This is a genomic window from Lysinibacillus sp. NPDC093197 (assembly GCF_044754025.1).
Lineage (GTDB): Bacteria > Bacillota > Bacilli > Bacillales_A > Planococcaceae > Lysinibacillus.
In genome coordinates, this window is the sequence record NZ_JBIVOH010000009.1 from 123,701 (window position 1) to 148,495 (window position 24,795).

The window sequence follows — 24,795 nt, forward strand, 5'->3', positions numbered from 1 at the left end:
AATGCGCCTCGGGTTCTCATAGTTTATAAATAAGATGTTAATTCATTTGCCAAAAATGGCTTCGCATTCAACAGTGTGACAAAAGCGTCGTACTTAGCACGTTGCTGTGCACTTGGCTTTTTACCAGTATAATACGCTCGAATTAAAATATTTTTCGGTGTGTTCTCCATGTCGATAAATTCCAATAATTGTGCTTCATAGCCAACAAGCGATAAAATCTCTGCGCGAATCGAATCGGTAGCCAATGCAGCAAAGCGTTCGCGGACAAGACCGTGCTGTAGCATGATGTCGAGTGCGGGTGTATCAAGTTGACGGTTTAGCTCATGCTGGCAACATGGCACGCTTAAAATAACACTTGCTCCCCATTTCACTGCGCGTGATAATGCCATATCTGTTGCAACATCACAGGCATGGAGAGTCACTACCATGTCTACATTTGATTCATCATTATAGTCATTAATATCCCCAACTAAAAATTCAAGTTGCTCGTAGCCTAAATCCTGTGCAATACGTGAGCATTCCTCGATAACCTCTTTTTTCAAATCTAAGCCAGTGACACGAATATCCAAACCTTTTTCAATTTTTAAGTAATGATACAAGGCAAACGTTAAATAGGATTTCCCTGAACCAAAATCTAAAATTCGCACTTGGCGATCTTTTGGCAAATGGGCTAAGGCATCGTCGATAAATTCAATGAAGCGATTAATTTGCTTGAATTTATCGTATTTTTGTTTTTTTACTTTTCCTTCTTCACTTTGTACACCTAAGCGAATTAAAAAAGGGTAGGGGGTGGACTCATCAAGTAAATAGTTTTTCTTGCGGTTATGTGATAAGTTTACTTCCTTTGGTGTAGCTACTTTATCAGACTTCCATAATACTTTGTTCTTTTTCGATAGTTGCACCTGTACTTTTTCGTCAATAAAATCGATATGTGCTTGACGGAAGTCAGCAAAAAACAGTTCGAGCTTAGGAAGGAAATCAGCTAGTATGACGTTCTCATGTTTTAAAATACGTTCATATTGGTATTCAATTTGTATATGATAAGCATCTTTCAGCATGATGGGCTTTAGTTTAATACGCTTTACTTCATTAGACTTCATACGAGGTTGACTGATTGTAGCTGCAACGAGTTGTTGTTGTGAAAATTGCTCTTGTAGCTGTGCTTTCATTTCTTCAAATGTCATTTATTTCGCCTTCTTCGTTGTGTAATAGATGGCATTAGTGTAACACAATTTTATTAATTCATTGTTGTTTTCAATTTTAAACAATCAGTATATCGAATATTCAGATAAACGATTTTATTTTTAATAATTTTTACGGTATATTTATAGTGAAAAGTTTTTTGAAGGTAAAGAATAATTGTGGATAGGAGGAAGACTTATGTCGGACAACACTTATCAGCTAATCGCTATTATTATTTATATGATTACAATGCTAGGAATCGGATGGTATGCATTTGTAAAAACTTCAAATTTAACGGATTACATGCTAGGGGGACGCTCGTTAGGACCTGCTGTTACAGCCCTTAGTGCGGGTGCTGCGGATATGTCTGGTTGGCTTTTAATGGGGTTGCCAGGTGCGATTTATGTATCAGGACTTGTAGAGGCGTGGATTGCAATTGGGTTAACAATCGGTGCCTATTTAAATTGGATGTTTGTCGCACCGAGATTACGAGTTTATACGCAAGTTTCAAATGACTCTATTACAATTCCAAGTTATTTGGATAATCGATTACGTGATAATACGAAATTAATACGAATTGCTTCTGGGCTAATCATACTTATATTTTTTACATTCTATGTATCTTCAGGAATGGTAGCTGGAGGCAAGTTTTTTGATAGTTCATTTGGCTATGAATACCATACAGGTTTATTAATAGTATCAGGCGTAGTTGTTGCCTATACATTGTTTGGTGGATTTTTAGCGGTGAGTTATACAGACTTTTTGCAAGGATTAATTATGTTTTTAGCACTTATAACAGTACCGTTATTCGGGGTATTTTTAACTGGTGGACTTAGTGAAACAGTAGAGTCCATTAAGGCGGTTAACCCAGAGCATTTAAGTCTATTACCTGCGACAGCAACTGCTGCCGCGATTATTTCTTCACTTGCGTGGGGATTAGGATACTTTGGGCAACCACATATTATCGTACGTTTTATGGCGATTAGTTCTGTGAAGGAGACAAAACAGGCTCGCCGTATTGGTATTGGATGGATGATTTTAAGTCTTGCTGGTGCACTTGCAACCGCATTAGTAGGCGTTGCATACTACCAGCAAAATGCTGGCGAATTAAAGGACGCTGAAACGGTGTTTATTGTACTTGGCCAAATTTTGTTCCATCCATTTATTGCAGGTATTATGTTAGCAGCTATTTTAGCGGCAATTATGAGTACAATCTCATCGCAATTAATTGTCACTTCTTCAGCACTTGTGGAGGATATATACAAAGCGTTGTTTAATAAAACAGCTACCGATAAACATTATGTTTTTATTGGTCGAATGGCCGTATTAGTAGTAGCAATTATTGCAGCAATTTTAGCTTGGAACCCTGATAATTCTATTTTGAATTTAGTAGGTTTTGCTTGGGCTGGCTTTGGAGCTGCGTTTGGACCAATTATTTTATTATCATTATATTGGAAGAGATTGACGAATTACGGAGCGTTGAGTGGGATGGTGTTGGGTGCATTAACAGCTTTTGTTTGGGGAAAAATAGAATCGCTTTCAATGGCTCTTTACGAAATTGTACCAGGCTTCCTAGTTTGTTTAGTAGTAGCCGTTATTGTTAGTATGATGACATATAAAAGAAATGAAGAGATTGAAGATGAATTCAATCGTAGCGTATCATTGTTAAAAGAAGAACGAGGGAAATGATGAACAATACTTTAAAGAGTGAATATTGTTCGTTTCTTATATAATGCAGGTTAAGCCCGTAAAATATTGTGGAAAAGTTTCATGTAGATTTATTCATTATAATAGGTTAAGAAAATTAAAAGAGTTTATCTACAGTTCGCATGCGCCCAATTTTAGGGCGCATTTGTTTTTAGTAATTAAAACTCAACGCTATAGTAATTTTATTAAATAAATAGCGCTTTGGTGGAATTAAAAGAACGCGACTAAAAGACACAGATTCGGGCATTATATGGTAAGATGGAGAAAATTTGCTGTAGCGTCACCAAGGCGTTGGTGGGAGGATTGTGAGTGGAAAAATTGAAAGAAGTAGATGTTTTACTAGAAAAAGCTATTCTTGTTGGCGTAAATTTACGTAATGATAAGCATTTTGAGTATTCTATGGAAGAGTTAACAAATTTAGCTGAAGCATTAAATGTGGAAGTCTTAGGTGTTGTTACACAAAATTTAGAGCGTGTCACACCTTCACATTATGTTGGAACAGGTAAAATCGAAGAGATAAAAAGCTTTTTTGAAGAAGCGCAAGCCAATCTGGTGATTTTTAATGATGAATTATCACCTTCCCAAATTCGTAATTTAGAGCGTGATTTAGAGACGAAAGTAATTGATCGAACGATGTTGATTTTAGATATTTTTGGGCGCCGTGCAAAAACACGTGAAGCGCAAATGCAGGTAGAGTTGGCGCAACTTCAATATATGCTTCCTCGTTTAGTCGGCTTGCATGCTTCGTTAAGCCGACAAGGCGGAGGTACTGGAGGCGGTTTTAAAAACCGTGGAGCTGGTGAAACGAAACTTGAGCTAGATCGTCGTAAAATTGAAGATCAGATTTCAAAAATCAAAAAAGAGTTAGAGCAAGTGAAAGAGCAGCGAGAGACGCAACGAAAACAACGTCGGAAAAATGCCGTACCTGTTGTGTCTATTGTAGGTTATACGAATGCCGGCAAATCGACAATTATGAACCAACTACTCGCTAAAATTGGTCAAGAAGATCACAAACAAGTATTTGAAAAGGATATGCTGTTTGCGACACTTGAAACGTCTGTCCGTTATATTGAATTACATGATAAGAAGTCATTTTTATTAACAGATACAGTCGGCTTTGTTAGTAAATTGCCGCATCATCTAGTGAAGGCGTTTCGCTCGACACTAGAAGAAGCACGTGATGCTGATCTATTGCTTCATGTTGTAGATGTCTCAAATGCAGAGCATGGTTTTATGATGGATGTTACAAACGAAACGTTAAAGGCAGTTGGCGTTGAGGGAATCCCTACTATATATGTTTATAACAAAGCAGACTTAGCAAATGTTCCGTATCCTGTCATTAGTGGAGATAATATTTGGATTTCTGCAAAGCAGGGTAATGGTTTAGATGAACTATTACAAATTATACGACAGCACATTTTTTCTGATTATGTCACATGTAAAATGCTTATACCATATGAGCAGGGCAATGTAGTTTCTTATTTAAATGAAAATGCAACGATTTATGAAACGGCATATGAAGAAAATGGCACATTACTTAAGATTGAAGTAAAAGAAGCGGATTACGCAAAATATCAACAATTCGTTGTTAAATAGCAATAAGATAATCAATGCGCGGATTGGATTGCAGTTACGGTAGTCAATTTGAATAGCATTGTTTGAAAAATCAACAGCAATCATGGCTGTTGATTTTTTATTTGTTTAAATATCTGTATATTTACTATTTTCTAACTTTAAATTAAATACTATTTTTTAGTGGATAGGGAAGAGTGAGAAAACGTAGATATTTCAATATATTTAATAAAATATTGTTTAATGAGTCTGAATATAAAGAAAAATGACAAATTTTCAACATTTTTTAAAACTCTTGCGAAAGTAATAAAAACGCTTTAGTATGATGAAACATAGTTTTTTATCCTTATCAATGGGGAACAATATTTTTAAGGAATAATGAAAGTGGGAGAGGAAATTGTATGTCTACTAAAGATGAAATTGTAAAATCTGTCCCTCAAAATGGATTTGTCGGACACCCTAGAGGGCTCTTTACATTATTTTTCACAGAATTTTGGGAGCGTTTTTCATACTACGGTATGCGAGCGATTCTAATCTTCTTCATGTATTATGAATTAAATGAAGGTGGATTAGGTCTTGATCGCGGTACAGCGAATTCAATTATGGCTATTTATGGTTCGCTTGTTTATATGTCAGGTATTATTGGTGGCTGGATAGCCGATCGACTTTTAGGGACACGTAAAACGATTTTTTATGGTGGCGTGTTAATTATGATCGGTCACTTACTGCTAGCATTCCCTGGCGGTGTAACAATGTTATTTGCTTCAATGGCGTTTATTGTTATCGGTACTGGTTTATTAAAACCGAATGTCTCAAGTATTGTAGGGGATATTTATGCTGAAACAGATAGCCGTCGTGATGCAGGATTCTCGATTTTCTATATGGGTATTAATATGGGTGCATTCATTGCGCCGTTTATTGTCGGAACAATTGGACAAAAGTATAGTTTCCATTTAGGCTTCAGTTTAGCAGCGGTTGGTATGCTAATCGGATTAATTGTTTTTAAAGTAACAGAGAAAAAATATTTAGGCTTAGCGGGCTTACAAGTAAATAACCCGTTAAAACCAGAGGAACGTAAAAAAGTCTTTACGCAATTTGGTATTGTAGCATTAATCATTATTGTTTTAGGTGGCATTGGTATTAAAACTGGTGTACTAACAATGGATGTCTTTAGCTTAATTATTACTGCTCTTGGTGTGTTAATACCAGCAGCGTTCTTTATTTATATGTATCGCAGTAAGAAAACAACAAAAGATGAGAAATCTCGCCTTCTTGCATATATACCATTGTTTTTAGCAGCAGTTATGTTCTGGGCTATTCAAGAACAAGGTGCAACAATTTTAGCAACATATGCGGATGAGCGTACACAATTAAATATAGGTGGTTTTCGTCTTGAATCGTCTTGGTTCCAATCGCTAAACCCATTATTCGTTATTACCATGTCTCCATTATTTGCGATGCTATGGTTAAAATGGGGCGATAAGCAACCATCGACACCACGTAAGTTTTCTTATTCACTATTCTTTGCCGGACTATCATTTTTAGTAATGATGATTCCTGCACATCTTTCAGATGGACAAGCTTTAGTAAGTCCATTGTGGTTAGTATTATCATTCTTCTTAGTTGTAGTTGGGGAATTATTATTGTCTCCAGTAGGTCTGTCTGCAACAACGAAATTAGCTCCACAAGCTTTTGCTGCACAAACAATGTCACTATGGTTCTTAACGAGTGCTGCGGCTCAAGCGATTAACGCTCAGCTAGTAAAGGTATACGAAGTTGTAAGCGAATTCACGTATTTCGGATTCTTAGGATCATTGTCAATTGTTATTGGCATACTCTTATTAGTACTTTCACCTATTATTTCTAAAGCGATGCGTGGTATTAATTAGTTAAAGAGGCTAGAGAAAAGGAAAAAGTGTTAGATTGACTGCGGTCAATCTAACACTTTTTTTGCTATGCCGTTGATGTCCGCTACGGCGGTTGCTTTCCGCGGGCACACACGTAAGCCGCAACCCTCGCTAACGCGCGGCTTGTTGCGTCTTACGCTGCGTACGTTCCCGCAGGAGTCACCGCCTTCGCTACCATCAACTAGTGCATTCTTCAAATTTTTTATTGCAAAAGTAAGAATAGCTAAGGCTTCATCCATTTTGCATAGCGGGAAAATGCCAACAATCCAACCCTTTTGGCAATGCCGTTGATGTCCGCTACGGCGGTGCTTTCCGCGGGCACACACGTAAGCCGCAACCCTCGCTAACGCGCGGTCTGTTGCGTCTTACTATGCGTGCGTTCCCGCAGGAGTCACCGCCTTCGCTACCATCAACTATTATTATCTGCTAAATTTTATCTATTGCAAAAGAAAGGCAGCTAAGTTTCATAATAAATAGCAAATTTACATAAACCTTTGCCTTGCTTTTAAAACTTTAGGGTAATGTCCCTGCATCTTTTTTGTCTCTTGTGTAGTCTATTAGCTAGAAGATAATTTAATTTTCTGTCGAATAGGGCTGTTTTTAGTTATAATAATCTTACTAGTAACATTTTTAAGGGGTTGGTTGTCATGAAAGAAGCATTGGATCGTTTGAGGCCTAGATTAATGGAGATTTTCACGTATTTACATGCGAATCCAGAAATAAGCTGGCAAGAGGTAGAAACAACAAATTATATTTTTGATTTGCTGACACGTGAAGGATTTTCACCACAACGCTTTAAAAATAGCACAGGGCTGTATGTTGATATTGGTGATGGAAACCCAAAAGTAGGTTTACGTACGGATATAGATGCATTATGGCAAGAAGTAGATGGTGAGTTTAAAGCAAATCATTCTTGTGGACATGACGGACATATGACTATGGCAATCGGTGCTCTTTTACTTTTGAAAGAGCAGTCTCAATCATACAAAGGCACAATTCGTGTTATTTTCCAACCGGCTGAAGAAAAAGGAACAGGTGCATTAGCCGTTCTAAAAGAGGGCATTATTGATGATTTAGATTATTTATTTGGAGTCCATTTAAGACCAGTACACGAGCTTGAGGACGGCACATATTGTGCAGCTTTGTATCATGGAGCATCTCGTTTACTCGAAGGTGAAATCATCGGTGAGGATGCACATGCGGCAAGACCACATCTTGGTGTAAATGCAATAGAAGTAGGTGCAACAATTATAGAAGATTTGCGAACCATACATACAGATCCTATGGTACCTGTATCCGTTAAGATGACAAAATTTCAAGCTGGAGGTGGGTCAGGTAATATTATTCCAGGAAGAGCAGCCTTCACGATTGATATAAGAGCACAACGTAATGATGTAATGGATACACTCGCTCAAGGTGTTAAACGTGTAATCGATTCTTCAAAAATTTTGCATAAAGTGCAAATTGAGTTGCGTACAGTTGCTAATATTGTGGCAGCGGAGGTAGACACAACTGCTCAATATGTTATGGAGCAAGCCATTGTAAAGGCAGCGGGGTTATCTAATTTACGAAAGCCTGTGCATACACCAGGAGGAGAAGATTTTCACTATTATGCAGTTCAACGTCCGCATTTAAAAACGACGATGCTTGGACTAGGCTGTGGATTAACACCAGGACTACACCATCCGAAAATGAAATTTAAGCAGGCAAGACTTGTAACTGGAGTTGAAATTCTTGCAAACGCTGTATTAGGAGCATTAGAACTCGAAACATAAAGGAGGCATCAGAAAATGTTAGAAAACGTTTCTATTAAAAAAATGATGACACCTGAGGAAATTGCTGAGGTGCAATTCTTAAATGTTGAAATTTGGGGGAGTCAGGCAATCCCCTCACATCAAATGCTAGCGGCTGTTCAAAATGGCGGATTATTGCTTGGTGCGTATTTTGAAGGTCGACTAATTGGTTTTAATTACTGCTTTGTAGGTTACCGCGAAGGAAAAATGTATCTACACTCACACATGATTGGCGTCGAAAAAACATATCGTGAACAAGGTGTAGGAGAGTTATTGAAGCATGCCCAGCAAGAATATGCGCGGGAGAATGGGTTTCAGCTTGTCCGTTGGCTAATTGATCCATTAGAAGCGCGTTTGGCAAATTTATCGTTTTTAAAGCTAGATGCATATAGCAATCAGTATGAAATAGATTATTACGGTCCGTTGCAAGATGATTTTAATGATGGACTGCCCTCTGACCGCATTGCAGTAGAGTGGTGGGTTGAGCGTAAGCATGCAGACGATAGTTTGGATGAGCTAGAAGAAGCGGCAGAACAAGTAGTGCCGTGGTCATTGACGGTTGATGGATTACCAGTGCTCGATAAAGATAGTGAATTTCAAAGTAACCAAAGATTTTATAAGGATGCTTATTTACTTCCAATTCCACAGTATTTACAAAAGATGAAAGTGGAAAGTCCGAAATTGGCAGAGGACTGGCGTTATAAAATTCGTACAATATTAACGACCTTTTTTGATCAAGAATATGCAATTGTTCGGGTGAAAAAGGAAAAAGAATATATTCATTTTTACCTGTTAGTCAGACGCTCTTTATTGGCTTTATAATAGAGCTAAGGAGTGAATTTTGTGAGAATAGAAGAAATTACAATAAGACATTTAAAAATGCCTATGAAGGCACCATTCACAACAAGTTTTGGGACTGTTAGTGAAAAAGAGCTATTGCTTTTAGAGGCGAAGGATGCGACAGGAACGATTGGTTGGGGAGAGACAGTTGCTTTTGTAGCACCATGGTACACAGAGGAGACATTAAAGACGACATGGCATATGTTAGAGGACTTTTTAATGCCTGCCTTGCTACATAAAGAGCTGGTACATCCAGATGAGGTTAGTGCCTTGTTTGCTCCTATACGGCGTAATTGTATGGCCAAAGCATCTATTGAAGGGGCTGTGTGGGATATTTATGCACAGCAAACGAAACAGTCCCTTGCCCATGCGTTAGGTGGAAGCAAAGATTATATTGATGTAGGAATCAGTTTAGGAATTCAAACTAGCACTGAAAAACTTTTAGATGTGATTAAGGTCTATGTAGAAAAGGGTTATAAGCGAGTAAAGGTAAAAATAAAACCTGGGTACGATGTCGAAGTAATTCGAGCTATCCGTGCTACATTTCCTGATTTGCCATTAATGGCAGATGCAAACTCAGCGTATTCATTAAAAGATATAAAAGTGCTACAGCAGTTAGATGCATTTAACCTTCTAATGATTGAGCAACCACTTGCAGCTGACGACATTATAGATCATGCTAAGCTTCAAAAGCAGTTGAAAACACCAATATGTTTAGATGAAAGTATTACATCACTTGAAGATGCCCGTAAAGCGATTGAGCTAGGTAGCTGTGGTGTCATTAATATAAAAATTGGGCGTGTAGGTGGTTTAACAGAGGCTAAGAAAATTCATGACTATTGTCAAGAGCATGATATTCCTGTTTGGTGTGGTGGCATGTTGGAAGCGGGAATCGGACGAGCGCATAATATCGCATTAACAGCACTCTCCAATTTTATATTACCTGGTGATACAGCAGGGTCAAGCCATTATTGGTATGAGGATATTATTATGCCTGAGGTCGTAGTAGAAGATGGTGTTATTCGTGTGCCTCAGACCGTCGGCATAGGCTATAAGCCAAATATGGCTGTCATTGATAAATTAACAATTAGCAAGAAAGTCTATACAGAATAACTTTAACAGATGGAGGCTGCCTTTTCCTCCTTCTGTTTGTCAGTACGGGATAAATAGTCGAGGAGAGAAGTGATTGAAAAAGAGCTTGCAAATCGGCGGGGCTTATGTAGGAATTATCGTCGGTGCAGGATTTGCATCAGGGCAAGAAATCATTCAGTATTTCACGAGTTATGGCAATAAGGGGATATTAGGCGCACTTTTAGCGACACTCTGGTTTGCCTTTGTAGGAATGTGTACAGCACAAATTAGTTCAAGGCTGCGGACAACGTCCCATAAGGATTTGATTTATCAAATTTCAGGTAAAACTATAGGCTTTATAATGGACTTTATTCTATCACTTTTTTTGTTTGGTGTGTCAGTTATTATGTTTGCAGGAGCAGGTGCTACCTTCGAGCAAATGTTTGGACTACCAGTATGGCTAGGAAGTATTTGTATGATTGTCCTCACCATGATGACGGTTATGATGAATGTAAAAAGTATTATTAATATTATTGCCATTGCGACGCCTTATTTGTTAGCTGTTGTAACGATTATTGCGGTCTATTCAATAGCTACGATGGATCTATCATTTGCAGAGCAAGCAGTTATAGCTGAACAACAATTACAAACATCTTCCAAAAGCTGGTGGATAACGGCTTTGCTATATATGTCTTTTAATATTGGCGTATGCTTCTCTCTTCTCACGGTGATGTGTGGCGCTATTCGTAATGAACGAATTGCAGGCATGGGTGGAATTATCGGGGGACTATTATTAGGCGCACTCATTTTACTTATTCATTTTTCACTTCTTGCTAAAATGAACGTTATTGCTGGAATGGATATTCCAATGCTCGCATTAGCAAATGAAATTCATCCAATAGTAGGTTTATTAATGTCATTTTCGTTATTAGGAATGATTTACAATACGGCAGTAGGAATGTTTTATTCTTTTACGGTGCGATTTTTTAAACCAACAAAGCCAAGCTTTAAGGCTGCTGTTATTTTTATGGGCGTTCTAGGTTTTTTTGCTAGCCTAGTGGGCTTTACAACACTCGTATCGAAATTATATTCAGTAATGGGCTATGTAGGCTTTATTTTAGTAGCGTCCATAATTTTTGCATGGCTACGAGGAATAAGAAGAGTAGCTTAATGAGGTGATTGAGAAGGGCAAGTTATGCCATTCTCAATTACCTTTTTATTTTAATAGAAATTCCGAGGAAATAGTGCACTATTGTTGAATGAAAAATATCTTATTTTGTCGGTGTTTTTGTTGAAAAATCATAGTTTTTAAGTATTTCCGAATAAAGCGAGAACAATTCTCAATAGAAGGTTGACTGATAATAAAAAGATGCTTATAATGAGAATCGTGAGTAATGATAATCATTTTCAGCTGATTATTAATTACACTCAATAATGAATCTACCGGGGATTACAATGAAAATAAGATATCTTTTAACAGCAACTGTTGTGTTGTCTTTTGTGTCACTATTCATTGGCGTAGTAAATATTAAGCCAAGTGACTTATTGGACTTCGGATCAGAAGAAACTAGACTATTTTTAATTAGTCGTGTACCAAGACTTGTAGCAATATTGTTAGCAGGTGCAGGTATGAGTATTGCTGGTTTAATTATGCAAAGCTTAAGTAGGAATAAGTTCGTGTCACCAACTACAGCAGGAACTTTAGATGCTACGAAATTAGGTGTGCTAATTTCAATGATGTTTTTTACAAACGTCACGTACTTTCAAAAAATTTCCTTCGCTTTCATATTTGCTTTAGCCGGCACTTTAATGTTTATGCAAATATTAAATCGAATAAAGTTCAAAGATGCGATTTTTATACCGCTTATTGGCTTAATGTTCGGAAATATCCTGTCTTCGATTACAACATTCTTTGCGTATAAGGCTGATATTATCCAAAACATTGCTGCATGGTTACAAGGAGATTTCTCATTGATAATGAAAGGTCGTTATGAGCTTTTATACATAAGTGTACCTGTTCTAATTTTAGCTTACATTTATGCAAACCGTTTCACAGTGGCTGGAATGGGTGAGGATTTTGCAAAAAACCTTGGTCTTTCCTACAAATTCGTTGTGAATTTAGGTTTAGTGTTAGTAGCACTAGTGACAACTACGGTGGTACTAACAGTGGGTGTGATTCCGTTTCTTGGTTTAATTATTCCAAATATTATATCGCTATTCAAAGGGGATAACCTCGCAAAGACATTACCACACACGGCTTTACTCGGTATGTCGTTCCTATTATTATGTGATATTTTAGGGCGCGTGTTAATTTTCCCTTATGAAATTCCGATTAGTATGACGGTCGGCGTCATCGGAAGTGCAATCTTTCTAATTATGTTATTTAGGGGGAGAGCATATGCGTAACCGTACCAAAATGTTGATATTAATCGGACTAGCAGTAGCCGCTATGTTACTGTACGTCTTTTATGAATTAAATGGGAACTACAGTTATGCATTCCCACGTCGTCTCATTAAAGTGGTGGCGATGGCATTAACGGGAATCGCTATTGCGTATTCAACGGTGGTTTTCCAAACAATTACACATAATCGTATTTTAACACCAAGTGTTATGGGGCTTGATGCTTTGTACATGATGGTGCAAACAATTATCTATTACTTCTTTGGCTCGATGTCAATATTTGTTATTAATGCGCATTACAATTTTTTACTAGCTGTTTCAGCAATGGTTGTTTTCGCGTTAATATTTTATCGAGTATTGTTCAAAGAAGGTAAACGTCCGATTTACTTTCTACTGCTTGTCGGTATGATTGTCGGAACATTTTTAGGAAGCGTCACTACGTTCTTCCAAGTATTAATTGATCCTAATGAATTCCTAAGCTTACAAAGTAAAATGTTTGCAAGCTTTAATAATGTGAATTCAGATTTAGTATGGTTAGCAGGTCTTGTTATTGTTGGTACATTTATTTACGGTTGGCGTCATATGAGTCAACTTGATGTAATGTCACTGGGTCGCGATACAGCAATAAACCTAGGGGTACCTTATGATAAGCTTGTACAACGCATGCTCATATTATCTTCGATATTAATCGCCGTATCTACAGCTCTTGTTGGGCCAATTACATTCTTTGGCTTAATCGTAGCGAATTTATCGTATCAGTTTTTCAAGACGTACAAGCATTCTGTATTAATTGCAGGCTCTTGTGTAATGAGTATTGTTGCTTTAGTCGGTGGTCAGTGGATGGTCGAGCGTATTTTCAACTTCGATACAACACTAAGCGTTATTATAAACTTTGTAGGTGGCGTGTACTTCATCTACCTATTATTGAAGGAAAGTAGGTCAGCAGGATGATCCAAGTTAAAGAAATTTCTAAGTTTTTTGGGAAAAAGCCGGTCATTCAAGATGTTAGTGTAGACGTTGCGCCAGGTAAAATTACGTCCTTTATTGGACCGAATGGTGCAGGTAAATCAACCCTGCTTTCAATGGTAAGCCGTTTACTTAATGCAGACACTGGGGAAGTACTACTCGATAAGTCAGATGTGCGACGCTGGAAATCTGATGACTTTGCAAAGCGTGTATCGATTTTAAAGCAGTCAAACTACATGAATGTACGCCTAACAATACGTGAACTCGTTTCATTTGGTCGTTTTCCTTATTCAAAAGGGAACTTAAAACCAGAGGATGAGCAAAAAGTAGATGAGGCAATACAATATATGAATTTAGCTGATATTCAGCATAATTATTTAGATGAATTATCAGGTGGTCAGCGACAACGGGCATTTATTGCAATGGTCATTGCGCAAGATACAGACTACATTCTACTTGATGAGCCACTTAATAATTTAGACATGAAGCATTCCGTGCAAATCATGAAAATATTGCGCAAGTTGGTCGATGAGCTAGGAAAAACGGTTGTCATTGTTTTACATGATATTAACTTTGCTTCCGTATATTCTGATCATATCGTCGCTTTAAAAAATGGACGCGTTGTAAAAGATGGTCCAACGAATGACATTATTAACTCAGATGCGTTAAAGGAAATCTATGATATGGATATCCCTGTACAAGAGCAAAATGGTTGTCGCATTTGTGTGTATTTTAACTCTTAGTAACAATAGATAGTCATTACTATCTAAAAATATAAAAACAATTAAAGGAGATTTCACAATGAAGAATTGGAAATTACTTACTGTATTAATGGCAATGATGCTTTTAGTATTAGCTGCTTGTGGTTCTAAAGAAGAATCAAAAGAAGATGATAAAGGTTCAACGGATAATAAGCCTGCTGAAGAGCAAAATGAAGCTGCTTCTGCTTACCCAATTACAATCCCAGGAAGTACTTCTGGTGAAAATACTTTTGAAGAAGTGACATTAAAAGAACAACCAAAAAATGTTGTCGTATTTGACTATGGTTTCCTTGATACTTTAGATGCTTTAGGCGTTGAAGTTGCAGGTGTTTCTCAAAAATCAGTACCAAGTTATTTAAGCAAATATGCTGACACAACTTACGTAAATGTTGGGTCTTTAAAAGAGCCTGATTTTGAAGCAATCTCTTCTATGAGCCCAGACATCATTTTCATCTCAGGTCGTCAAGCGGCTGCATACGCAGAATTATCTAAAATTGCGCCAACTGTATTCGTTGGTGTAGATAACAATAATTTCATGGAATCGTTTAAAATGAACACTGAATTAGCTGGTAAAATTTTCGGTAAAGAAAAAGAAGCTGCTGATGCATTTGCTGCATATGAAGCAAAAGTAGAAGATCTTAAAGCAAAAACTGCTACATCTGAAGACAAAGCATTAATCGTTTTAGGTAATGAAGGTTCATTATCTGCATATGGTCCTGGTTCACGTTTCGGTGTTATTCATGACGTATTTGGCGTAAAAGCTGCTGATGACAAAATTGAAGCTTCTACACATGGTGCTAACGCTTCATTCGAATATGTACGTGACACAAACCCAGATATTTTATTCGTAGTTGACCGTGACGCTGCTGTTAACCCAGAAGGTGAGTCTGGTACGAAAGCTGCTATTGAAAACGAAATCGTTGGTGCTACTAACGCTGCTAAAAACGGCAAAATTTATTACCTTGATCCAGAATATTGGTACCTATCAGGTGGCGGTTTACAATCAGAAACTGCAAAAGCTGATGATATTTTAAAGGCGTTTAACTAATATGTTTGTACAAATTAAACGTATGGTCGTAACAGAGGGTAACGGAGATAAGGTTGTTGAACGATTTGGAGCTAAAAAAGACGGTCCATCATTACTTGAACAGCAACCGGGTTATATCGATAAACAAGTACTTGTAAAAAAAGTACGCCGTGGTGATGAAGAAGTGCTAATTATGGTTCGTTGGGAATCAGAAGAAGCATGGAAAAATTGGGAGAAGAGTCCTGAGCATATTGCTGGTCATAAAGCAAATGCTGGTAAGCCTAAACCTGACTATATCATCGAAAGCGGACAAGATGTTTACTATGTAAAAGGTTAATAAAATTAGAGGTGTCTCACAAGTAAATTGTGGCACCTCTTTTTTTTGTTATCTAACTTCTTAAAAAATGCTCTATAGGTGTGAATAGCAAGGAATTAACTTAGGAGATAGTCAATTTGTTAGAAGTCTAACTATATTTGTTGGGAATCGTTTTAGGGTGTGAAAGGCACGGAAGGCAAGGAGTTTTTAGTTAAATTGCGCCACACCTCGCCACATATAGAAGGGTGAATTTTGAGGTAAACAATAAATTTTATATAAATTTAGTAGCACATAAAGCTGTGCATAACGTTAAATATCTGCTTAATGTTTAAGGGAAGCTTTGCTCCAAATATTAAAGGCTGAGTTAATGTTGAAGGAGATGCCGCTATTATTAATGAATAATCCTGTAATATTGGTTGGGTAGTACTGATAGGCGTCATTTTCCACTGTAACTGTATTAACCATTTTTGAAGAGGTATTATAATCAATATTTTTGAAATCGGTTGGAGAGTCTGTAAAGCTGCTTATTTCAACAACGTTACTGCTGTTTTGACCATTCTGCGTTCCTCTAGCATAAACAATGCAGTATTGTGAAGTTTTATAGAGCATCGGTGTATGGATATTCAAACCAGATGTAAAAGGGCTCACTAAAGACAATAATGGTAAATCCTTTTCTGGTACTTTTACAATGTCATGCTGCGCCATATACGTGTCTAGTTTTTGCTGAAAAGTATCTTCAAATCCAGGAATATCACAAATGAAATTAGAAATAGAAGACTTATGTTTAAACTCTGCTAAAGCTTCTTGATAAGCACGTTGTTCAGCTTGAATGATTAATTGTTCAATAGATTGTTGTTCATTAGAAGGTTTTTTAATCGTAATTTCTTCTGCAGAGACAGAAATTGTACAGGAAAAAGTTTCTGTAAGTATTAACACGTTGTCATTTACTCCATTAGTCATTTCAATCACTCCTTAATGTTGGAGAATATATTATAGAGAACTTATCATACGGTTTAAATTGCAAATCGAGTCACATACAATACTAATGAATTTTACTTATCTTAAGCGTAACATCAGTCAGGACGCCATTTCAATGGTCAGTTAACGCCAAAAACTGGCGGTCGCTTTTGTGACACCGCCATTTTTTTACTATTTCTTAGCAAAAAAATGGCGTGCTTTCTATGAATACCGCCAATTTTTGGCGGTATTTATGTATTTATAATAGTGATTAATAGAAGATGTGAGTGATTCATTTAACATATAAATACTAGAATTAATTCCCATTAATATGTATAATATTTAACAATATATTTAGGGGAGTAGAGGACTATTGGGTGATATAGATGGACGTATTAATGATTCATTAGACAGTCTGATTGAACATGATTTGATGCTTGGTAATGAACTAAAGTCAATGCTTAAAAGTTTTAAAGCAGAAAAGAAAGTAATAGGCTATTCATTTGGTAAACTCTGTTTTTGGCATTATGAAGCATTTGTTGATTGTTTGAATGAAGATATATATAAAGTTGCTGCAGCTATTGAACTTCTAATTTTGTCCTATGATATTATTGATGATTTACAGGATAAGGATACAGACTATATTTGGAGTAAAACACCTGAACTTTCTTTAAATGCTGCACTTGCCTTGCTCGTAATGTCGTCAAGAGCTATACATGACACTTCTTTTGAACATAAAGATATAGCCATTCGTCTACTTGAACAATATGCTTTACGCAGTATTAGTGGTCAGCAGTTAGATGTACTTAATACTTGTCGAGATGAGCAATCCTACTTACAAATGATTGACCAAAAATCAGGGTCACTCACAGCAATGAGTTGCGTCATTGGTGAGGCACTTGCAAAAGGGAAGGTGACTGCTGAAATAGAGGAGTACGGAAAATACATAGGTATTATCCAGCAAATTAAAAATGATATTCTAGATTTAAAAACGTGGGGACCTAAAAATGATCTTTTAAACAGAAAGTATTCATTGCCTATTATTTATCTAATGGCAAAAAAAAATAGTGTATCAAAAACTGTGATAAACTATTATAATAAAGATATAGTTACATTTTTGGATAATAATGTTACAGAACTTGAGTTGACAAATAGTGGTGCAATACGTTATGCGGTTGCAATTAAAAATCTCTATAAGATAAAAGCATTGAATAATCTTGAAAAAGTTGCTATAAACAAGTTAGGTAAAGAATACCTAATAAAACTAATGAAATGAGGAGAGATTTTATGATTAATGTAATTCAGTATCTAGAAGAAAACCCAGCACTAGTACCACTGTTAAAAGAACAAAAAGTTGCATTAATTGGTATTTCAGCAATTGAACAACAGGCAATACTTGACTCATTCGAAGATGTACTATGCTTAAGAGACCCTATTTGGAATTAAATTTATATAATCAAAAATGGTTTATGCTTGCTATAAGTGTTTACATAATGCTAGGTGTCTACCTGCTATATGTTCCTTATAGCAAGCCTTATTTGGGTATAAATTTGGTAGAGGAAAAGGGAGACTGGGTTATAGAACATACACATGACCAACTAGTGGATGGTCAGAAAATATCTGCGGGGGATATTGTATTAAAAGTAGATAATATTGAAATAGAAGATATTTCTTATATTAAGTATGATTTGACAATAAGGGCTGCAAATTCACTAACAATATTAAAGCCTAATGGAAACATAATTGATATTAAACCAAGTGGTTTAGATTTTTCGGAACGGTTTTATTATATATTGTTAATCCCTGCATGTTACTATTTTCTTACACTATTTGTTGTATGTTATTTGCATTATAAACAAAAACACACTTCGCTTTTAAGATTGCTCATCTTATTTATGCTAACTGTTTCCTTAGCATATGTGAGTATTGGAGCATCTGGTAGTCTCGATATTATAGGAATTATGGTCAATCGAGGTAGTATGTTGCTATGTTTAGTATTACTGTTACATTTTTTAAGAAACTATTATTTATTTTTAAAAGCTAATTGGTTACTTTTTAACAATATTAAATTATTTTATTTATTGCCTATAATGGCAATGTTACTTAGCTATGTTGGCATTATTAATAATAATTTGCATAACTTTCTTTCTTATATTGTTTTAGCTACTTTTTTAATTTTACTTATTTTAATACTCATTATTTTATTGCTAAGTTATTTTAAATATAAATCACCTCAGTTAAAAATTTTATTGAATAGTGTAATGATTCCATTTCTTCCATTCTTATTTCTCTATGCAATTCCAAATATTCTATTTCATCATCCTGTGCTTTCCGCCGAAATCAGTGCTTTGTTTTTATTATTGATTCCTTTTAGTTTTATTTTTACACAACTAACGGAACGATTATTTGACATTGAGTATCATATTACAAGGCTTCGTTACTATGTCATATTTTCTGTAATTTTTACTGCATGGTTTACATTTGGTTTGTATTGGATCGCGGGCAAATTTTTAACTATGACTATTATGTCAGGTGTTTCATTATTTACATTTTTATCGTTAATTGTTCTTTTCTACATAAAAGAAAAGGTAGATTATCGCAAGCGGAAAATTTTGTTTTCTACTAAAGGGGATTATATACATCAGTTATATACTGCTGTAGATAGAATTGGTAAGACGATTAAATTAGACGAGCTTCTAGAAAAGTTTGCTCAGGAAGTTTCGCTGCACCTAGAGCTTGAGCATGTATTTGTATTAACCTATGACTATGACACAAATCAGTTTACTTCAATGGTTGAGGGAAAGTTTCCGATAAATCCTATGCTAATGGAAGATTTGAAATTAGGAGAAATACGGAAAATTGACAAAGTCTATCTAGCTTTCCTCCATCAAGATGCTCATTACAAAAGAGCCTTAGTATTGGGGCATAACAATTCAATTCATTTAAAAGATGAAGAGCTTTTATGGCTCGAATTGCTCCTGTTATATGTAAATAACTTTATTGAAAATACAAAAATGGTGGAAGAACTGTTAGAGGAACTAAAGCATATGAAGCAAGCAGATGAAGGTCAATTACCTTGGCTAAATAAGCTATTATGGCTAAGGTTTGAAGAGGAGAAATATCAATTAGCTCAAGAGTTGCATGATACTAATTTACAAGAGCAACTCCATATTGCTCGTGAAGTAGATGTTTTAATAAATGCAAAAGATACTATAGAAATCCAACAAAAACTTGTCAAGATTCATAAACAAATGGTTGCATCTTTACATGATTTAAGAGCATATTGTGAGAATCTAAAGCCCCCATTGTTAGACACATTAGGGCTAAATCCCGCATTAGAAAAGCTCATTCGAAAAGTAACGGAAAGGGCTAACTTTTTGTTAATTTATACAATAGACCGCCTTTATTTAGAGGATGAACGAATGAATTTAATGATTTATCGTCTATTTCAAGAATTACTCAATAATGCTTTGAAACATTCCTATGCGACAACAGTTGAAATTCACCTCAAGGAAATGGACAATGGATTTGAAATCGTCTATAAGGATGATGGAGTAGGTTGTAATGTTAATGATATTATTGTTGCTGAATCGATGGGAATCCGTGGTATGCAAGAGCGTGTAAAAGCTTTTGATGGAAACTTTTACATAGATACTCAAGTTAATGAAGGAATGTCTATTAGAATTACAGTAAAAGAAGGAAGTGACACACTTGATAACGATGCTCATAGTGGATGATCATCCTATTGTGTTAGAAGGAACGAAAAATTTATTTAAAGAGAATGAAGACATTTTAGTTGATACAGAGAGTGATGCAACTTCTGTAATCCCAAAAATTAAAGACAAGCCATATGATATTTATTTAATTGATATTAATATGCCTTTAGAAAATGGCATTCATTTAGCGAGAAATATTAAAGCGATACAAATAGATGCTTCGATAATCCTTTATACGGGGGATGACATTACAGATTATTACCCACTAATTTTAGAAAAGAAAATAGAGGGGATTTTAGCCAAAACGGCTTCCAAAGAGCAAATCTTACGGACGGTTCGTGCCATTGCAAATGGAGAAATTGTTTTGCCCATAAATTTCTTAGACTTTCTAGATAATCGATTTAAATTACAAGATGCTAAGCTCGACATACATTTAAATGAAAAAGAAAAGAAAATTTTAAGATTGATTGCTGAAGGGCATACAAATAAAGCGATAGCTATAGAATTAAACATTCCTCAACGAACAACTGAGAGATATTTAACACAACTGTTTTCCCTGCTAAATGTAGATTCGCGAACAGAAGCAGTAAATCTTGCTGAACGAATGAATTTACTATAGCTTAGCTATATGTTATTATAAAAGTTAATTGTTATATTTTTCTATAAAAGGATAGTATTTAGGTAATGTAAAGACACTATAATATTAATCAGGACAATATCCTTTTTTAATAAAACTAAATACCTATGGATTCGGATGAACACCGCCACTTTTTGGCGGTGTTTTTTTCATGACCGCCAAATCACGCCAAAAAAATTAGCGAAGCCCGCCAAAAAACTGGCGTAAACCCAACATTGAAATGGTGGTATAAGTACTGGTACGCTTAGATTAATCGAGTTAAGTAATTTTTTCCATAGTGAGTAATAGTTTAAGAGAATATATCGTTGAAATAAGCAGTTTAACTATTTATTTATATAGTAGAAAATGTATTAGATTTTTTAAGGATGTTACTAGCTAGACAGCATACTCACGAAAAAACTTTAATAAAGGTAGGCGTATAATTTGAAAGTAGAACTTGAAAATTTAATCTCTATAGATGAATCTAACCAAGATCAAGTCATTAAAGTTTATAATCGCTACGGTATTTATGTAGGTGCGCCTGAAATCAGAAAAAGAAATTTGAAGGCATCTTTTAATCCTATTTTTACTTTAAATGAAGATGTGACGTATGAGCAGGTGGCAGCATTATATAAATCGTTGGAACATGAGTTGGGCATTGTATCTATTGGGGAACGTTTCTATTTTGACTTTTCAGACAGTGAATATGAACAAACGCCATTATTTACGTTAAACTCTACAGGCAACTCTCCAGAAATGTTTTTAGATGATCGAGGTACTTTATTTTCAATAAGTACATATTGTAAGCATTGTGGGCTTATGGAAAAAGAGCAACTTTCACCATTAGTTATTGATACTTCGCAAATGAAAGATCGTCATTTAGTTCATGTGAGTGGGTATTGGGTGGCCTCTGAAGAATTAGCAGCATTAATGAAACAAGCAAATATTGAAGGCTTTGAACTTCTAGAAGTAATTCATAGTGGATCAGAAGTAGGGAAGCAGCTTGCATATCAAATAATACCTACACAAATGCTACCGGTTAGTAATGCTGAAAGAGTAAAGCTGTATTTTGCAACTGAGCAGCCACCTTGCAAATGTGGGTTAAGTGGTGTAATTCTAGGCCCTGATATTTACAATGCTAACGATATTATGAATGTAAATGGAGATGTATTCTATTCAGCAGAGTGGAGTCATGATGGCAGCTATCTTTACAGAAAAACAATATTCAGTAGAAAGTTCAGAGATTTAATTATTAATAATCATATTTCTCGAGAAGTTAGAGGGGAAAAGGATCGAAACTTCGGACCGAAAGATTGGTTATTCGACCCTGTATTATTGAAATAGTTTGAACTATAGAATAATAAAAGGTGAGGGAGTGTTGATGTTGTTTAGAAAAATACTACCTATTGTTGCTATTTTATTTATTGTAGCATTAGCGCTTTCAAATTACTTTAATAAGCCGAATGAAGAATCCATTATACTAGCTAATATAATTAAGTACATTTTTATGCTATAAAATCAGATATCGTATCTTTTCCTCAAGTTCACCTAATTATGGTATGATGTGAAAAAACATTGCGTGAATGTGCTTTGAGGTGAAATTTTGATAAAAAAATGGTCGTATCCATTAGCGATTGTAACACTTATTGTATTTTTTGCGTTGCGCTTAACATACAAGAGTGACATGATTTTAAACTTCGATAAAAAAGTGGCAGAAATACTATTTGGCAATCGGTATATAGAGATTTTTCATTATATTGGTGAGCCTAAATTTGTAGTCGGGGTCGCTATTATATTAATTTTATATTTAGCATGGAGAGCGAAAAATTACCGGGGCATGTTATTTGTAGTGTTAACATTTGCCGTAGGGAATGTGTTAAATCAAATGTTGAAAAAATGGGTGCAACGTCCGCGCCCTGAAATAGACGATCAATTAACATCATTCAGTTTTCCATCTGGACATGCTATGTCAGGTATACTGTATTTATTTACTGTTGCCTACTTACTATCAGAAAATAACACTAAGGCACGTCAAATACAGCTTTGGATAGGTGCAATTGTGCTTACAATTCTTATTGGCCTATCACGAGTAGCAGGAGCGCGTCATTTTGCCTCCGATGTGCTAGCTGGATGGAGTATAGGTTACACGTGGTTCATCATTTGCGTTCTTTGGTATGAACGACGTAAACGACTGTTTAAACCCAAAAATTAAGTGCCAGTCACCCAAACAATTCTGAATTTTTTACGTTTTCGATAGCCTAAATTAAGCATTTGTCAGCAGTACCGTATCCAAGGTACTGCTTTTTTATGATTTTTTTATGTGACATCAATTAAATATTTACCTTACAAAAAAGAATTGCTTATAGGAAACTTTTAAGCTAAGATGAGTACAATAAAAAAAAGAGAAAAGGAAGAAGGAATTGGAAGGACAAATTTTATTTGCTTTAGGGTTAACCCTCTTTGCTGGACTTGCAACAGGAGTAGGAAGTTTAATTGCATTTTTTACCTCAAGAACTAATACTAAATTTTTATCAATAGCTCTTGGTTTTTCGGCGGGGGTTATGATTTATGTGTCACTTGTAGAAATTTTTGTAAAAGCAAAGGATGCATTAACCAATGCCTTAGGTACTACTAATGGTTATTGGATGACGATAGCGGGTTTCTTTGGCGGAATGTTATTTATAGCGTTGATTGATAAGTTTATTCCGAAATCGACTAATCCTCATGAAGTAAAGCTTGTGGAAGATGTTAATGCTATCAAACCACAGGTAGATGAAAGCCACTTAATGAAAATGGGCGTGTTCACTGCACTTGCAATAGGTATTCACAATTTTCCTGAAGGCATAGCAACATTTATGTCTGCAATGAATGACCCGAATGTCGGCATTGCGATTGCAATTGCTGTAGCCATTCATAATATCCCTGAAGGAATTGCTGTCTCCGTTCCTATTTATTTTGCAACAGGAAATCGTAGAAAAGCATTTAAACTTTCCTTCTTATCGGGGTTAGCAGAGCCTGTTGGTGCGCTAGTAGCTTATTTACTCTTAATGCCATTTTTATCGGATGTCATGTTCGGTATTGTATTTGCAGGTGTTGCAGGAATAATGGTATTTATATCATTAGATGAGCTACTACCAGCCGCACAGAGATACGATGAAACACATTTATCAATGTATGGTTTAGTTGCAGGAATGGCAGTGATGGCTATTAGTTTAGTATTATTAGCGTAAGTACTTAACTTGCTATTAAAAAAGGAATCTAGTCTTATCGGCTAGATTCCTTTTATTATGCTTCTATCAATTCTTTAACTGTCTCTAAGCAGTCATAAAAAGTGTTAAAAGGCTTATAAGGGATATGTAAATCTTTACAGCGATCAATTAATTGCTCCCTAGCTAATACTAAATCTGCTTGTTTAGCAGCTTCAAAATCGGAAATAGAGTCACCGATAACAATTTTAAATTGATCGTGCTGTGCCATTTCTCGCATGACGGTTGGCTTGCAACAACCACAACTTTGTGTTGGAAATTTTGCACAATGCTCATCGCAGCTATGAGGGTAGACAACGGTAATTTGCTCTCCAGAAAAGTCGGCACTATTGCAATAAATTCCTGAAAAGGGGCCGAATCTTTCAAGCAATGGTTGAATGAAAAAATCTACACCGCCACTAACAATGTAAAATGGAATGTTATGGTCCTGCGCATAGCGGACAAATTCGCTAAAGCCATCACGGATAACAGCGGTCTCCATCAAATATTGAATAATATCATCTTTTTGGTTAGTCGATAAAAGATCAAACATAGCAGTAATACCTTCTTTAAAGCTAATTGTTTGAGCCATCATTGCCTTTGCAATTTTCTCAGATTGCTCAGGAACGAAATGCGTCATTAGGGAGACAATATTATCTGTTTCTGTAATAGTGCCATCAAAATCGCAGAAAATAATTGGTTTCAAATTACTTCCTCC

At 35.8% G+C, this 24,795-nt stretch carries 22 protein-coding genes; 19 read left to right on the forward strand and 3 right to left on the reverse strand.

Annotated elements, in window-relative coordinates; translation table 11 throughout:
• Nucleotides 1–23: 23 nt before the first annotated feature.
• Nucleotides 24–1,184, reverse strand: a complete 1,161-nt coding sequence (locus ACIP9G_RS19775) for a class I SAM-dependent methyltransferase (RefSeq protein WP_401021641.1) — start codon at nt 1,182–1,184, stop codon at nt 24–26.
• 196 nt (nt 1,185–1,380) lie between these two features.
• Between ACIP9G_RS19775 and putP the strand changes: the two genes are divergently transcribed.
• The 12 genes from putP (at nt 1,381) to ACIP9G_RS19835 (ending at nt 15,564) form a co-directional block, all read left to right on the forward strand.
• Nucleotides 1,381–2,871: a sodium/proline symporter PutP gene (gene putP, locus ACIP9G_RS19780; RefSeq protein WP_401021643.1), complete on the forward strand. Its 1,491-nt coding sequence runs from the start codon at nt 1,381–1,383 to the stop codon at nt 2,869–2,871.
• Nucleotides 2,872–3,198: 327 nt separating this feature from the next.
• Complete coding sequence (gene hflX / locus ACIP9G_RS19785) at nt 3,199–4,485, forward strand: GTPase HflX (RefSeq protein WP_401021644.1); 1,287 nt, start codon at nt 3,199–3,201, stop codon at nt 4,483–4,485.
• Nucleotides 4,486–4,862: 377 nt separating this feature from the next.
• Nucleotides 4,863–6,350: a peptide MFS transporter gene (locus ACIP9G_RS19790; RefSeq protein ID WP_401021646.1), complete on the forward strand. Its 1,488-nt coding sequence runs from the start codon at nt 4,863–4,865 to the stop codon at nt 6,348–6,350.
• A gap of 665 nt (nt 6,351–7,015) precedes the next feature.
• Nucleotides 7,016–8,143, forward strand: a complete 1,128-nt coding sequence (locus ACIP9G_RS19795; protein WP_401021647.1) for a M20 peptidase aminoacylase family protein — start codon at nt 7,016–7,018, stop codon at nt 8,141–8,143.
• Between the two features lie 15 nt (nt 8,144–8,158).
• Nucleotides 8,159–8,983 carry a GNAT family N-acetyltransferase gene (locus ACIP9G_RS19800; protein ID WP_401021648.1) on the forward strand — a complete coding sequence of 275 codons (825 nt, stop codon included), beginning with the start codon at nt 8,159–8,161 and terminating at the stop codon, nt 8,981–8,983.
• Nucleotides 8,984–9,004: 21 nt separating this feature from the next.
• Complete coding sequence (gene menC / locus ACIP9G_RS19805; RefSeq protein ID WP_401021650.1) at nt 9,005–10,114, forward strand: o-succinylbenzoate synthase; 1,110 nt, start codon at nt 9,005–9,007, stop codon at nt 10,112–10,114.
• 73 nt (nt 10,115–10,187) lie between these two features.
• Entirely contained in the window at nt 10,188–11,243 is a 1,056-nt protein-coding gene (locus ACIP9G_RS19810) for a YkvI family membrane protein (protein WP_401021653.1), read from the forward strand.
• A gap of 284 nt (nt 11,244–11,527) precedes the next feature.
• Nucleotides 11,528–12,478 (forward strand): ABC transporter permease, encoded by a 951-nt coding sequence (locus ACIP9G_RS19815; protein ID WP_340821984.1) that lies wholly within the window; start codon nt 11,528–11,530, stop codon nt 12,476–12,478.
• Nucleotides 12,471–13,424 carry an iron chelate uptake ABC transporter family permease subunit gene (locus tag ACIP9G_RS19820; protein ID WP_401021655.1) on the forward strand — a complete coding sequence of 318 codons (954 nt, stop codon included), beginning with the start codon at nt 12,471–12,473 and terminating at the stop codon, nt 13,422–13,424. The genes ACIP9G_RS19815 and ACIP9G_RS19820 overlap by 8 nt, the downstream gene beginning before the upstream one ends.
• Nucleotides 13,421–14,182, forward strand: coding sequence for an iron ABC transporter ATP-binding protein (locus ACIP9G_RS19825; RefSeq protein ID WP_401021656.1), 762 nt, complete (start codon nt 13,421–13,423; stop codon nt 14,180–14,182). Before ACIP9G_RS19820 ends, ACIP9G_RS19825 begins: the two co-directional genes overlap by 4 nt.
• A 58-nt stretch (nt 14,183–14,240) precedes the next feature.
• Nucleotides 14,241–15,248: a siderophore ABC transporter substrate-binding protein gene (locus ACIP9G_RS19830; RefSeq protein WP_401021658.1), complete on the forward strand. Its 1,008-nt coding sequence runs from the start codon at nt 14,241–14,243 to the stop codon at nt 15,246–15,248.
• 1 nt (nt 15,249) lies between these two features.
• Entirely contained in the window at nt 15,250–15,564 is a 315-nt protein-coding gene (locus ACIP9G_RS19835; RefSeq protein ID WP_340821990.1) for an antibiotic biosynthesis monooxygenase family protein, read from the forward strand.
• A 300-nt stretch (nt 15,565–15,864) separates the two neighbouring features.
• On the opposite strand, the gene ACIP9G_RS19840 is transcribed toward ACIP9G_RS19835, so the two are convergent.
• Complete coding sequence (locus tag ACIP9G_RS19840; protein ID WP_401021660.1) at nt 15,865–16,503, reverse strand: hypothetical protein; 639 nt, start codon at nt 16,501–16,503, stop codon at nt 15,865–15,867.
• Nucleotides 16,504–16,873: 370 nt separating this feature from the next.
• Between ACIP9G_RS19840 and ACIP9G_RS19845 the strand changes: the two genes are divergently transcribed.
• The 7 genes from ACIP9G_RS19845 (at nt 16,874) to zupT (ending at nt 24,062) form a co-directional block, all read left to right on the forward strand.
• The gene (locus ACIP9G_RS19845; RefSeq protein WP_401021661.1) at nt 16,874–17,776 is read left to right on the forward strand and encodes a polyprenyl synthetase family protein; all 903 of its coding nucleotides are present in this window, start codon (nt 16,874–16,876) and stop codon (nt 17,774–17,776) included.
• A gap of 11 nt (nt 17,777–17,787) precedes the next feature.
• A complete protein-coding gene (gene comX, locus ACIP9G_RS19850) occupies nt 17,788–17,946 on the forward strand; it encodes a competence pheromone ComX (RefSeq protein ID WP_340821994.1) in 159 nt (52 codons plus the stop codon).
• Nucleotides 17,947–17,993: 47 nt separating this feature from the next.
• Entirely contained in the window at nt 17,994–20,237 is a 2,244-nt protein-coding gene (locus ACIP9G_RS19855) for a sensor histidine kinase (RefSeq protein WP_401021753.1), read from the forward strand.
• Nucleotides 20,221–20,835, forward strand: coding sequence for a response regulator (locus ACIP9G_RS19860; RefSeq protein WP_340826407.1), 615 nt, complete (start codon nt 20,221–20,223; stop codon nt 20,833–20,835). The genes ACIP9G_RS19855 and ACIP9G_RS19860 overlap by 17 nt, the downstream gene beginning before the upstream one ends.
• 441 nt (nt 20,836–21,276) lie before the next feature.
• Nucleotides 21,277–22,176 carry a hypothetical protein gene (locus ACIP9G_RS19865; RefSeq protein ID WP_340821995.1) on the forward strand — a complete coding sequence of 300 codons (900 nt, stop codon included), beginning with the start codon at nt 21,277–21,279 and terminating at the stop codon, nt 22,174–22,176.
• Nucleotides 22,177–22,438: 262 nt separating this feature from the next.
• Nucleotides 22,439–23,044, forward strand: coding sequence for a phosphatase PAP2 family protein (locus tag ACIP9G_RS19870; RefSeq protein WP_340826410.1), 606 nt, complete (start codon nt 22,439–22,441; stop codon nt 23,042–23,044).
• Between the two features lie 208 nt (nt 23,045–23,252).
• Nucleotides 23,253–24,062, forward strand: a complete 810-nt coding sequence (zupT, locus tag ACIP9G_RS19875) for a zinc transporter ZupT (protein ID WP_340821997.1) — start codon at nt 23,253–23,255, stop codon at nt 24,060–24,062.
• Nucleotides 24,063–24,117: 55 nt separating this feature from the next.
• Here zupT and ACIP9G_RS19880 read toward each other — a convergent pair whose 3' ends face one another.
• Nucleotides 24,118–24,783, reverse strand: a complete 666-nt coding sequence (locus tag ACIP9G_RS19880; RefSeq protein ID WP_340821998.1) for a 2-hydroxy-3-keto-5-methylthiopentenyl-1-phosphate phosphatase — start codon at nt 24,781–24,783, stop codon at nt 24,118–24,120.
• Nucleotides 24,784–24,795: the final 12 nt, after the last annotated feature.

Coding starts and splice junctions, on each gene's coding strand:
- ACIP9G_RS19775 (WP_401021641.1), bottom strand. CDS start 1,184: ATGACATTTGAAGAAATGAAAGCACAGCTACAAGAGCAATTTTCACAA.
- putP (WP_401021643.1), top strand. CDS start 1,381: ATGTCGGACAACACTTATCAGCTAATCGCTATTATTATTTATATGATT.
- ACIP9G_RS19790 (WP_401021646.1), top strand. CDS start 4,863: ATGTCTACTAAAGATGAAATTGTAAAATCTGTCCCTCAAAATGGATTT.
- ACIP9G_RS19795 (WP_401021647.1), top strand. CDS start 7,016: ATGAAAGAAGCATTGGATCGTTTGAGGCCTAGATTAATGGAGATTTTC.
- ACIP9G_RS19800 (WP_401021648.1), top strand. CDS start 8,159: ATGTTAGAAAACGTTTCTATTAAAAAAATGATGACACCTGAGGAAATT.
- ACIP9G_RS19815 (WP_340821984.1), top strand. CDS start 11,528: ATGAAAATAAGATATCTTTTAACAGCAACTGTTGTGTTGTCTTTTGTG.
- ACIP9G_RS19820 (WP_401021655.1), top strand. CDS start 12,471: ATGCGTAACCGTACCAAAATGTTGATATTAATCGGACTAGCAGTAGCC.
- ACIP9G_RS19825 (WP_401021656.1), top strand. CDS start 13,421: ATGATCCAAGTTAAAGAAATTTCTAAGTTTTTTGGGAAAAAGCCGGTC.
- ACIP9G_RS19830 (WP_401021658.1), top strand. CDS start 14,241: ATGAAGAATTGGAAATTACTTACTGTATTAATGGCAATGATGCTTTTA.
- ACIP9G_RS19835 (WP_340821990.1), top strand. CDS start 15,250: ATGTTTGTACAAATTAAACGTATGGTCGTAACAGAGGGTAACGGAGAT.
- ACIP9G_RS19840 (WP_401021660.1), bottom strand. CDS start 16,503: ATGACTAATGGAGTAAATGACAACGTGTTAATACTTACAGAAACTTTT.
- comX (WP_340821994.1), top strand. CDS start 17,788: ATGATTAATGTAATTCAGTATCTAGAAGAAAACCCAGCACTAGTACCA.
- ACIP9G_RS19855 (WP_401021753.1), top strand. CDS start 17,994: ATGCTAGGTGTCTACCTGCTATATGTTCCTTATAGCAAGCCTTATTTG.
- ACIP9G_RS19860 (WP_340826407.1), top strand. CDS start 20,221: ATGCTCATAGTGGATGATCATCCTATTGTGTTAGAAGGAACGAAAAAT.